At 63.3% G+C, this 11,870-nt stretch carries 9 protein-coding genes and 1 pseudogene; 6 read left to right on the top strand and 4 right to left on the bottom strand.

Annotation, left to right across the window (positions count from 1 at the left end):
- Positions 1-107 precede the first annotated feature (107 nt).
- On the bottom strand, positions 108-512 hold the full coding sequence (locus tag AC4LFW_RS09125; protein WP_491818762.1) for a hypothetical protein: 405 nt from the start codon (positions 510-512) through the stop codon (positions 108-110).
- A 115-nt stretch (positions 513-627) separates the two neighbouring features.
- Positions 628-1,026, bottom strand: a complete 399-nt coding sequence (locus tag AC4LFW_RS09120) for a DoxX family protein (protein WP_491818761.1) — start codon at positions 1,024-1,026, stop codon at positions 628-630.
- Positions 1,027-1,267: 241 nt separating this feature from the next.
- Between AC4LFW_RS09120 and AC4LFW_RS09115 the strand changes: the two genes are divergently transcribed.
- From AC4LFW_RS09115 to AC4LFW_RS09095, 5 genes are all read left to right on the top strand, one after another.
- Positions 1,268-3,088, top strand: a complete 1,821-nt coding sequence (locus AC4LFW_RS09115; RefSeq protein ID WP_491818760.1) for a YbhB/YbcL family Raf kinase inhibitor-like protein — start codon at positions 1,268-1,270, stop codon at positions 3,086-3,088.
- A 52-nt stretch (positions 3,089-3,140) separates the two neighbouring features.
- Complete coding sequence (locus AC4LFW_RS09110) at positions 3,141-4,943, top strand: thiamine pyrophosphate-requiring protein (RefSeq protein ID WP_491818759.1); 1,803 nt, start codon at positions 3,141-3,143, stop codon at positions 4,941-4,943.
- A gap of 311 nt (positions 4,944-5,254) precedes the next feature.
- Complete coding sequence (locus AC4LFW_RS09105) at positions 5,255-6,334, top strand: endonuclease/exonuclease/phosphatase family protein (RefSeq protein ID WP_491818758.1); 1,080 nt, start codon at positions 5,255-5,257, stop codon at positions 6,332-6,334.
- Positions 6,335-6,579: 245 nt separating this feature from the next.
- Positions 6,580-7,701, top strand: coding sequence for an aldo/keto reductase (locus AC4LFW_RS09100; protein WP_491818757.1), 1,122 nt, complete (start codon positions 6,580-6,582; stop codon positions 7,699-7,701).
- A 145-nt stretch (positions 7,702-7,846) separates the two neighbouring features.
- A complete protein-coding gene (locus AC4LFW_RS09095) occupies positions 7,847-8,914 on the top strand; it encodes a M42 family peptidase (protein WP_491818756.1) in 1,068 nt (355 codons plus the stop codon).
- 69 nt (positions 8,915-8,983) lie between these two features.
- Here the strand turns inward: AC4LFW_RS09095 and AC4LFW_RS09090 are convergent.
- Positions 8,984-9,088: pseudogene (locus tag AC4LFW_RS09090) on the bottom strand (DUF2188 domain-containing protein); the annotation flags it as partial.
- A 425-nt stretch (positions 9,089-9,513) separates the two neighbouring features.
- On the opposite strand from AC4LFW_RS09090, the gene AC4LFW_RS09085 reads away from it, so the two are divergent.
- A complete protein-coding gene (locus AC4LFW_RS09085) occupies positions 9,514-10,284 on the top strand; it encodes a 3-hydroxybutyrate dehydrogenase (RefSeq protein WP_491818755.1) in 771 nt (256 codons plus the stop codon).
- A gap of 50 nt (positions 10,285-10,334) precedes the next feature.
- On the opposite strand, the gene AC4LFW_RS09080 is transcribed toward AC4LFW_RS09085, so the two are convergent.
- Entirely contained in the window at positions 10,335-11,825 is a 1,491-nt protein-coding gene (locus AC4LFW_RS09080) for a sigma-54 interaction domain-containing protein (RefSeq protein ID WP_491818754.1), read from the bottom strand.
- Positions 11,826-11,870 lie beyond the last annotated feature (45 nt).

The raw sequence follows: 11,870 nt of genomic DNA, 5'->3' as shown, positions 1-11,870 counted from the left end.
GTCAGCTTTGTGGGCTGACAGCAGTCCAGCCGTCTGGCCGGTCGGGCAACTATCGCAGATGGCGGCAGCGAGTGCCATTACCGGGCATCCCGGCTCGGCATCGTTCGTCAGGCATCACGCAACAGGTCGTGGGCATTGAGCAGGCTGAAGGCAATATCCGGGCGCTTTTCCAGGCCGCGGCGGATCGCAGCGGGGATCGACTGGCGGGTCTTGCGGCACAAGCCGGGCAGGTCGGCGATGTCGATGCGGATGCCGCGCATGCTGCGCACTTCGTTCAAACCCGGTGCGATGGACAGGCGAATCCCCAGCTGTTCGTAGAGACGTTGCTGCATGTGCTCCAGGTCAGCCAGGCTCTGCAGGCTTTCCAGGCGAGACAGGAGGCGGTTCTCCTCCTGGCGGGTCAGCCGCAGGATGCGCAGGTCATTGCTGTCGGGCGCTTCGAGCAACTGGTCGCGCCCGCAGATGCAGGCACCGGGCGGGCAGGGGGAGCGAGTTGGGGCGGTTGGGCTCATGGGTTCAGATCATAGCCATGCCAACCGGTGATTGCGCAAGCCGCCCAGCGGGCGGTGCGCTAGTTTTGCCCAGGCCATGGGGCGGTCACCCGGCACGGGCAGGCCGCGCCATGCGCTAGTTGTAGCGGCCGTTCAGGCCACCCACGCTCAGACGGCCGGCGCCCAGCAATGCGATGGCGATCGAGCCGAACAGGAACAGGCCCTGGGTTTCCAGCGCCCAGCCGCCCATATTGCCGAGCGAGAACAGTTCCGACATGTGCGCAAGGGCAAAAGCCACCAGCATGTTGCCGACCATTAGCAGCGCACCGATTCGGGTGAACAGACCGATGATGACCAGGACGGGGCCGACCACTTCACCGAGGTAGACCCCGTAGGCGAGAAAGGTGGGCAGCCCGTATCCGGCCAGCATGCCGGCAATCCCGCCGACGCCGCTTTGCAGCTTGGCAATTCCGTGCAGGAGGATGAGCAAGGCGACGCTCACTCTCAGAACCAGCTTTCCGATGTCGTCAGTCATGTGTCCCGTCCTATCTAGCCTAAGGGTTGCTGAATGTCCTATCACGGTAGCCCAGCGTTTGGGTGGGTGCATGCAGTCACCTCGCGCCCGGAGATTATCGGGCCGTTTCCTGGGGTGCCGGCGTGGCAGATTGCGTGCCGCTACATCTCTCCCGACCGGCGGTGGAACTCAGTCAACCGCTGCGGACTCGCAAAAGAACACGCCCGCTGTTAGGCCCGTCCGCCTTTGACAAGGATCCCTCATGCGACCCGTCCCGTTTTTCCTTGCTCTGACCCTTATGCCGGGCGTAGCCCTGGCTGAACCCCTGCCGGCTCAACTGAAGGACGCCAAAACGCCTGACGTGAAGATCACCGGCCATATCGTCCGGCCGAAGCCAAAGGCCATACCGGCGTCAGAGCTTGATGTACCGCCGGGCTTCGAGGTGCAGGTCTTTGCCGATGATCTGGTCAATCCGCGCATGCTCGCTGTGCATGACAGCGGCACCGTTTACGTCACTCGGCGCAAGCTGGGCGACGTGCTCATGCTGCGCGATACCGATGGCGACGGTAGGGCGGACGAGCGCCGGGTCGTGGCCAACCGGACAAACGCCCATGGCATCGCCATCGATGGCGATACGCTCTATCTGGTCACCATCAAGGAACTCTACAAGACCAGCATCCAGACCGATGGCAGCCTGGCTCCGCTGGAACGCCTGATCAGCGATCTGCCCGATGCCGGGCAGCATCCCAATCGCACCCTGGTCGTCGGGCCGGACAAACAGCTCTATCTGTCGGTCGGCTCGACCTGTAATGCCTGTGCAGATGACAACCCGGAAAACGCGACGCTGCTACAGGTCAAGCCCGATGGGTCGAGTCGGAAGATATTTGCCAGCGGTCTGCGCAATACCATCGGCTTTGCCTTCGAGCCGGAGACCGGCGCGCTCTACGGCATGGATCACGGCATGGACTGGCTCGGTGACAACGTCCAGCACGAAGAGCTGAACCTGATCCAGAAGGGCAAGAGCTACGGTTGGCCCTATATCTACGAAGAAGACGGCATCAATCCGGCCGATCAACCGCCAGGCAAGATCACCCATCAGCAATGGGCCGCACGCAGCGTGGCGCCGGTGGGGCTCTATGTGCCGCACTCGGCGCCCATGCAGATGGCGTTCTACACCGGCGACCGGTTTCCCGAGGAGTATCGGGGGGATGCGTTCGTGGCCATGCGCGGCTCATGGAACCGCCGTCCTCCGTCGGGTTACGAGGTATTGCGGATCCGCTTCGATGAGGGCAAGCCGGTAGGCTTCGAGCCGCTGGTCAGTGGGTTTCTCGTTCAGGACGGCGAGGGCTGGGCGCGCTCGGCACGGCTCGCCGGCCTGGCACAAACCCGCGATGGCGCCCTGCTGGTTTCCGATGACGACAACGGTGTGATCTATCGCGTCAGCTACACAGGCAACAGCGGCAATGGCGAAGAAAGCAGCGACGCGAGCCGCCAACCGACCCATGCCGAGGGCTCGCGCGTTGGGATGCTGCAAGGCCCGCAAACGACGCGAGAAGCACAGCCGGACAAGCCCGCAGAGCTCAGCCGGGCCATCCTTGGAGCCCGGGGCTCCTCACTGGAGCTGCAGTCTTCGGCGTTTCAGGATGGCACCACGCTGCCCGACGAGCATGCCGCCGAACAGGACAATATTTCGCCACCGTTGCAATGGAAGGCGGGACCAGACGGCACCCGGAGTTACGTGGTGATCATGGAAGACCCGGACGTGACCAGCGAGCCGCCATTTGTCCACTGGCTGCTCTACAACCTTCCGGCTGACACCACCGAGCTTACAGCCGCAGTACCAGGCGCGGCTGCGTTGGAAACACCCAAGGGCGCGCTCCAGGGGCGTAATGACCGGGGCAGCCTCGGCTACTACGGACCACGCCCACCGAAGGGCGATTCCCCACATCACTACCACTTCCAGGTGTTTGCGCTGGATCGCATGCTGGATGTGCCCCATGGCGCCAGTCGCGCCGAGTTGCTGAAGGCCATGCGGGGCCATGTTCTGGCGGCCGATGAGGTGGTGGGCCGCTATTCGCGATGAATCCTGGGGGCCCGCCCCGTTCGATAACGCATCAACTTTTGAAGGAATACACATGAGCGCAATGACTGTTGGTGATTACTTCGTCGAACGGCTTTATCAATGGGGCGTGCGCCGCATCTACGGTTATCCGGGCGACGGCATCAACGGCGTGCTCGGCGCGCTGAACCGGGCCAATGGCAAGATCCGCTTCATCCAGGCACGCCATGAAGAAATGGCGGCTTTCATGGCTTCGGCGGACGCCAAGTTCAGCGGCGGTCTGGGTGTCTGCCTGTCGACATCGGGCCCTGGCGCCTCGCACCTGCTCACCGGCCTCTACGATGCGCGTCTCGATCACATGCCCGTGCTTGCCATCTGTGGGCAGCAGGCGCGCACAGCCATGGGCGCCCACTATCAGCAGGAAATCGATCTGCAGGCGATGTTCAAGGATGTTGCCGGCGCCTTCGTCCAGCAGGCGGCCGCGCCGGCGCAGGTGCGCCATCTGGTAGATCGGGCGATCCGCACCGCTTATGGCGAGCGCAAGGTAACGGCCATCATCCTGCCCAACGACCTGCAGGAAGCCGAATACAGCGAGCCGCCGCGTGCTCATGGTGCGGTGCTTTCCGGCGTCGGCTATACCCGGCCGAAGATGGTGCCCTACGAAGCCGACCTGCAACGCGCGGCCGAGGTGCTCAACGCCGGCAAGAAGGTTGCGATCCTGGTTGGTGCGGGGGCGCTGGACGCCACCGACGAGGTCACCGCCGTGGCTGAACGACTGGGTGCCGGTGTCGCCAAGGCGCTGCTCGGCAAGGCGGTGCTGCCGGACGACCTGCCCTGGGTCACTGGCTCCATCGGCCTGCTCGGAACCGAGCCCAGCTACAAGCTGATGACCGAGTGCGACACCTTCCTGATGATCGGCTCGGGCTTTCCCTATTCCGAGTTTCTGCCCGAGGAAGGGCAGGCGCGTGGCGTGCAGATCGACATCAAGGCCGACATGCTGAGCATTCGCTACCCGATGGAGGTGAATCTACAGGGACAGTCCTCGGAAACGCTGCGTGCGCTGCTGCCCTTGCTCAAGGAAAAGACCGACCGCAGCTGGCGGCAGCAGGTCGAGAAGTGGCGCGGTAAATGGGAGGAAGAGCTGGAAGAGCGGGCCATGGCCACCGCCAACCCGGTCAATCCCCAGCGTGTGGCCTGGGAACTGTCGCCGCGCCTGCCGGACCAAGCCATCATTACCAGCGACTCGGGTTCTTGCGCCAACTGGTTCGCCCGTGACATCAAGATCCGTCGCGGCATGATGTGCTCGCTATCGGGCGGGCTGGCCTCGATGGGCGCTGCCGTGCCCTATGCCATCGCTGCCAAGTTCGCCTATCCGGAGCGCCCCGTGGTGGCGCTGGTCGGCGATGGCGCCATGCAGATGAACAACATGGCCGAGCTGATCACCGTCGCCAAATACTGGAAGGAATGGCCCAGCCCGAAATGGATCTGCTGCGTGTTCAACAACGAAGACCTCAACCAGGTGACCTGGGAACAGCGCGTGATGGAAGGCGATCCGAAGTTCGAGGCCTCGCAGAACATCCCGGACGTGCCATATCACAGGTTTGCCGAGTCGATCGGCCTGAAAGGCATCTTCTGCGACCGCGAAGATGGCGTCGCCGCCGCGTGGGAAGAGGCGCTGGCAGCCGACCGGCCGGTTTTGCTGGAATTCAAGACCGATCCGAACGTGCCGCCGCTGCCTCCGCACCTCAAGCTGGCGCAGGCAAAGGCCTATGCCTCGGTGTTGCTGCAAGGCGACCCTGATCAGGGCGGCATCATCAGGCAGACCGCCAAGCAGGTGCTCGGCTCCGTGATGCCAGGGCACCACAAGGACGATAAATGACGCAGCGGCTGACACCGCCATTCACGCCTGTGAGTGGCGGCCTGCCCTGTGCCGACCGATGCGACCGAAGCCAAAGGGACCTTTGCCTGTGACGCCACCGCCCATGGGCAAGCCGTCATCTCCTCCATGGCGGCTTCACTTATCGCCGGGGGCCTTGGTTGGGTCATCCTGCGCAGCGGAGGGGGGAGGCGAAAGGCGAGGGCACCGATGCCCAGGCCCCGCCTGCCCGGGCTGACAGCGCGGCGGAACAATCGGCATGAGCTGGCAGCCGAACTCTCTATGGACCTCACCCACTGCATAAACGAAGCAGCATGATCAAAGGCATCCTTGTCGGCGTGACCGTGGCGTTCGTCGCGATCACCCTCATCCAGTACTGGAGCCAGCCGAGCTGGTGGGACCGGGGCTGGGACTTTCCCAAGCTGCAGATCGGCGCGCTCTTGCTGCTCCTGCTGCTGGCGCAGGGGATGCTGCTGGATTTTTCGAACCATTGGAACCTGATCCTGCCCCCGCTGACGCTGTGCTGCTTGGCCTACCAATGGTGGTGGATCCGGCCTTATACGCGTCTGGCGCGCTGCGAGGCCGCTTGGGCCGATCCCGACGATGATGCGCCGCGGATCCGCATCCTTTCTTCCAATGTACTGACCCCGAATCGGCACGCCGGCCGCCTTGTCGAACTGGTCCGGCAATATCGTCCGGACGTGCTGGTAACGCTCGAGACCGACCAGTGGTGGGAGGATGAGCTGCAGGTGCTCACCGACCAGTACCCGCACTGCATGCGATGCCCGCTGGATAACCTCTACGGCATGCACGTGTTCTCGCGGCTGCCGCTGGAACATCAGCGGCTGAGCTTTCTGGTGCAGGACAACATCCCCTCGATGCACGCGCGGCTGCGGGTCAATGACGAGGTGTCGGTGCGCATGCATTTTCTTCACCCCGCGCCACCGAGCCCGACGGAAAACGACGAATCCACCGAGCGCGACGTCGAACTGCTGATTGTCGGGCGCAGTGTCAGGCAGGCCGGCGGTCCGGTCATCGTCACGGGTGACCTCAATGACGTGGCCTGGTCGCCGACCACGCGGCTGTTCCGCAAGGTCAGCGGCCTGCTCGATCCGCGTATCGGTCGCGGCATGTACAACACCTTCCATGCCCAATACCGTTTCCTGCGCTGGCCGCTGGATCACTTCTTCCATAGCGCACATTTTCGGGTGGCGCGTATCGAACGCCTGCCAAGCATTGGCTCGGACCATTTTCCTATGTTCATCGAACTCCAGTACGACTGCCGCCAGAGCAGCGAGCAGCACAGTCCGGAGCTTGATGCAAAAGGCCGCGCCCGTGCCCAGCACAAGGTCGAGCAGGAACCGGCCAGCAAGTCGGATGTGCCGCAGCCCTGAGTGGCTGCTCACGCGCAGTCAGCAAAGGGCAGCTTCGCCGGGTCGTATTGCAAGCGGCATGACCGCCCGTCCCACTGCGGGAATGCCATGCCGCGTCGACAGTCCCTTCATTAGCCCTATGCGCTGCAGATTCGAAGCGCCAGTCATCAGTAACCGCTGTGGTAAGCAGCTGAAGAGAGCAGAGCCTGCCGACACGAACGTTCGTTCAGCGCAGGCCGTCAGGCCCACCCGACTCAGGAGCCGTTATGCAACGACGATCATTTCTCTCCACCCTCGCGGCCGGTAGCGCCCTCGTGCTTGGCGCTCCGCACCTGCTGGCCCAGAGTGGCACTGGGCAATCAGCGAATCGATCCCCCGAGGCGTTGCCTCGCAACGAGGGTGATCATCCGCGTTACAGGCCCCAGCAGCGTTTCGGCCTCGGCGGCGCCATTGCGCTGGGCGACATGCGTCGGCAGATCTCCGAAGAGCAGGCCCGGGCCATTCTCACCGCGGCCTGGGAGCAGGGGATCCGCTACTACGACACCTCGCCCTGGTACGGGCTGGGCCTCAGTGAGCGGCGGGTCGGCCAGCTGCTTTACCCTCGCGAGCGTGACAGTTTCGTGCTGTCTTCAAAGATCGGCCGGCTGCTCGAACCGGACCCCGGCTACGACCATCCGGGCTGGAAGGGCATCGATAATTTCCGTCCCGAATGGGATTTCTCCGCATCGGCGACACGGCGCTCGATCGAAGACAGCTTGCAGCGCATGGGTGTACCGCGACTGGATATGGTGTTCATTCATGACCTCTCGCCCGACCACATGGGCGAGCAATGGCGCGAGCACTTCGAAGTCGCGCGCAAGGGTGCCATGCCCGAGCTGGTGAAGATGCGCGAAGAAGGTTTGATCAAGGGCTGGGGGCTGGGCGTCAATACCCTCGAACCCCTGCTCAAGACGCTGGAAGTCTCCGACCCGGATATCAGTCTGCTGGCCACTCAGTACTCGCTACTCAAGCATGAGGACGCCCTGACACGTGCATTCCCTGCGTGCCGGGAGCGCAACGTCTCGCTGGTGCTCGGAGCGCCGCTCAATTCCGGCTACCTGGCCGGAGGCGAGTTCTACAACTACAACCGCGGCGCGCCACAGGACATCGCACAGAGGCGCGAGCGCTACCAGGCCTTGGCGCAGGAACATGGCGTCGACCTGCGCACCGCGGCGCTGCAATTCTGCAACGCACCGGACGTCGTCGCCGCGGTAATCCCCGGAGCGAGCAGCCCCGAGCAGGTCCGCGAAAACGTCGCCTCGATGGTCGAGGCTCGTGTTCCGAGCGCCTTCTGGAAGGCGGCCAAATCGCAGGGGCTGATGCATGAAGATGCACCCACGCCGGGCTGAGCCGGTCTGTACCCGCACCAGGTTGCGTGCGGTTAATGCGGTCAACCTGGCTCACGTCCTTTGATAGCTGTCCCATCGCGGCCAGACAGGGGCACGCGGCGGGCACTGAGCTGTCACACCGTCGACACTCAGATCAGGAGGCCTCATGTCGATTGAAGCGGATTTCTCATTGCTCGAATCATTGCTGCTGGCCCGAGGGCCTGGAGGGCAGGAAGAAGAGGTTCGGACACTGTGCCGTACAGCACTCGAAGCGAGCTGCGACGAAGTCTGGCAGGACGCCGTCAACAACCTGATCGGCGTGATACGGGCAGCTGACGTCTCACGCGAAGATGCGCAGGCTCGCGCCATTCGCGTCATGGCTCATCAGGATGAAATCGCGATGGTCGTCAAGCGCATCGGCAATGACGGCCGGCTGCATGTCGTTGCGCTGGGCGGGGCGTTCCCGGTCAACTTCGGCATGTGCCCCGTCGATGTGATGGGTGAAACACAGGTCCTGCCAGGGGTGCTGTCATTCGGCACCATGCACGGTACCAGCGAATCGCCGCAGTCGGCCGATATTCTCAGCGGCAACGTCAAGTGGCCGGACGTCCATGTAATTACCCGCCGTACCACCGAGGAACTCGCTGAATCTGGCATCAGGCCTGGCTCCCGCGTGGTCCTCAGCCAGCATTGGCGAAGGCCGTTCCGGGTCCACGATGCAATCGCTGCCCATTTCCTCGATGATCGGGCGCCGGTCGTGGCTGCTCTGCGCAGTGCCGAAGACGTGGCGGGGCGCAAAAGCGAACTGCAGCAGGACGTGTATTACGTGTTGACGACCAACGAGGAAGAAACCAATTCAGGCGCGCAATATGCTGCACGGACGCTACCGGGCACGGTCTGTGTTGCGCTGGAGGTAGGTCCGATCGCTGATGAATACAGCACACGGCTGTGTGCCGACCCGATCATCCTTACCGGCGACGAGAAAGGGCTTTATACCAAGTCGGTTTCCGACGAGTTGTTAAAGGCAGCTGTCCGCTGCGGTTACACGCCCCAGCCGGCGTTGATGCCAGGGTTTGCGTCGGACGCGAGCGCTGTGCTTGGTTCCGGATCATCACCCCGCGCAGGATGCCTGGCGATTCCTACGGAAAACACCCACGGATACGAGCTGATTACCAGGGACGGCATGCAGGCGTGCGCACGCACCCTGACTGAATACCTGTTGAGCATTAGCTAAGCCGGCAACAAGACCGCCCTTCAGCCACGGCTACGATGCGGCTTGGAGCCGCCACGATGACGCTTGCCTTCAACCCGGCGAGGCCGACGGATCGGCTGAGCGGGGGTAGGTTCGTTCCTCCTCGAAGGTTCCGTCCATCTTGTGGATCTTTACCGAGCCCGTCTTGCCGGCCATGTCCCTGTGGGCAGGTCCCGTTAAACAGACATGCATCGCTTTAATTCGGCAGACATGTACGGAAATCTGGACATGCAGGGTTGCGCGATAGCCGCTTAAATGAACGGAGCAGTGTCCGGAACCCGCTGTAAATGGCCCGCGCAGGAGGGTATCGGGTGTCATCCGCCGGTTTGGCATGGCTTTCGCTACCGTTTGGTTCCGATCGATCAATTAGTCACAGGCGTAACGCCCATCCAGGCGAGGCGTATAACAACAAGGAATCCCTGTATGAATCCGATCCGCAAACCCATGCGGCGCCACCAGGGCAGCGGTGAGACTGCTGCTTCGAGCCGTTCATCCATGGTCGGCCGTAAACGCGCTTCCCATCATTGCCATGCCCCTATATGCCCTGCGACGCCGGTGGCTCGACGCGCACGGAGCAAGCCATGAGTCTCGACGGCAAGATTGCCCTGGTAACGGGCTCGACCAGCGGTATAGGCCTGGGCATTGCCTGCAAGCTGGCCGAGGCGGGTGCCCATGTGATGCTCAACGGGTTCGGCGAAGTGGATGCGGCCGTTTCACGGGTTTCGGCTTATGGCACGCGAGTACTTCACCATCGGGCGGATGTATCCGATCCCGATCAGATCGCCGACATGGTCAGCCAGACCGAGCGCGAATTCGGTGCTTTGGACGTGCTGGTCAATAACGCCGGCATACAGCATGTGGCGCCCGTCGAGGCCTTCTCGGTGGAGCGCTGGAACAGCATCCTCGCGATCAACCTGTCCTCGGCCTTTCATAGCATTCGCCTGGCCTTGCCAGGCATGCGCGAGCGCAACTGGGGACGGATCATTAACGTCTCGTCTGTGCACGGGCTGGTGGCCTCGGCGCAGAAGTCGGCCTATGTGGCGGCCAAGCATGGGCTGATCGGGTTGACCAAGAGCGTTGCCCTGGAAACTGCCACTACCGGCATCACCTGCAACGCGCTCTGTCCCGGCTGGGTGCTGACGCCCTTGGTCCAGCAGCAGATTGACCATCTCGCCAAGGTGCATGGCGACGCTCAGCGCGCAACCCGGGAGTTGCTCATGGAGAAGCAGCCCTCCCTGGATTTCGTGACACCGGAACAGCTGGGTGAACTGGCCCTGTTTCTCTGTAGCGAGGCGGCGAAACAGGTTCGTGGCGTGGCCTGGAACATGGATGGCGGCTGGGTGGCCCAATAGCGGCCATAGTCTGTATGAGTCGATGGGCTGCGCGCTGATGAGGCGCGAGTCTATCGCTCGCTCAGCCCGTGCAGCTGCAACTTCGAGTACAGGCTCGCGCGGGAAATGCCAAGTTCGGTGGCGGCGCGGCGCCGGTTGCCTTTGCAGGCGAGGAGCGCGCTTTGCAGGGCGCGACGTTCGGCCTGAGCGATGCTTTCGGCAAGGCGTTGCAGCGGAACCTCTTCTGCAGGGGTTGCCTCCACCATCGTGAAAGGGTGGGGCACCGGCGCTGGCTGAGTGGTTCTCATGGTCTGCTCGCCCAGCAGCGGCAGGAAATGTCTCGCTTCCAGCGGTGCGCCATCGGTGCTCAGTTGTGCGCGCTCGAGCAGATTGCCCAGCTCGCGGACGTTACCCCGCCAGGGCTGGTTGCAGAGCAGCGCTATCGCGCCCGGGGTGAGTTCCATCGGCGCATGGCCGGAACGATTGGCGATGTCATCGAGCAGGTGTTCGATGACTGCCGGAATGTCGCTGGCACGTTCGCGAAGCGGGGGAACGTTAAGCGCCAGTACGTTCAGACGGTAGTACAGGTCGTCGCGAAACTGCCCGGCAGCGACCCTGGCTTCCAGATCGATATGCGTGGCGGCGATGACCCGCACATTGAGCGGCTTGACCTGGTTGGAGCCCAGCGGCTCGATTTCCTGCTCCTGCAATACGCGAAGCAGCTTGGCTTGCAGTGCCAACGGCAGGTCGCCGATTTCGTCGAGAAACAGGGTGCCGCCATTGGCGACTTCGAACTTGCCGATGCGCGCCTTGCGGTCCGCACCGGTGAAGGCCCCCGGCGCGGTGCCGAAGAGTTCGGCTTCCACCAGCGTCTCCGGGATCGCGGCGACATTCACCGCCACAAAAGGCCCGTTGGCGCGCGGCGACAGGTTGTGGATGCCCTGCGCGAGCAACTCCTTGCCGGTGCCGGTCTCACCGCGAATCAGCGCCGTGGCATCGAGTTGCGCGACGCGACGGGCCTGACGTTTCACCTCGCTGGCGGCGGGACTGGTGCCGATGAAGCCGGCAATGGTGTAGCGCGCACGGCGCGCCTTGGCCAGCTCGTTCTGGGTCGCGACCAGCTGCGTCTGCAGGGTGGTGAACTTTGCCATCAACGGCTTGAGGTGCCGGGCCCGGTCGAACAGCACGAAGCCCAGCGCACCCACCAGGGTGCCGTCTTCGTCGCGAAGTGGAATGCGGGTGACAACGAAATGTTCGCTGCCGAAGGCCATGAGGTCGAGCATGCTGGGCTGACCGCTTTCAACTACCTCGCGCAGACGGCTGGCGGGCAGTACGTCCTCGACTTCCTTGCCGAGTACGCTGCGCGGATCGCTGATACCGATCTTCTCGGCGTACTTGTCGTTGATCCAGACGATGCGCGCCTGCCGGTTCACCGCGATGGTGCCTTCGCACTGGGCATTGAGGTGATCGAACAGCAGCGGCATGGCCACCGCACGGAAACGTTCGGGAGAGACGCCGATGGTCAGGCCGTTGCTGTCGAGGTCATTGCGGGCGATTGCCATGGGTTCGAGCTGTCCGGTGAGGTTCGGCCGATTATGGAAGGCGCC

It is taken from the genome of Stutzerimonas sp. C6.4V (genome assembly GCF_058536345.1).
Note: the sequence above shows the minus strand (reverse complement) of the source record. Positions and strands in the feature narration are given on the sequence as shown.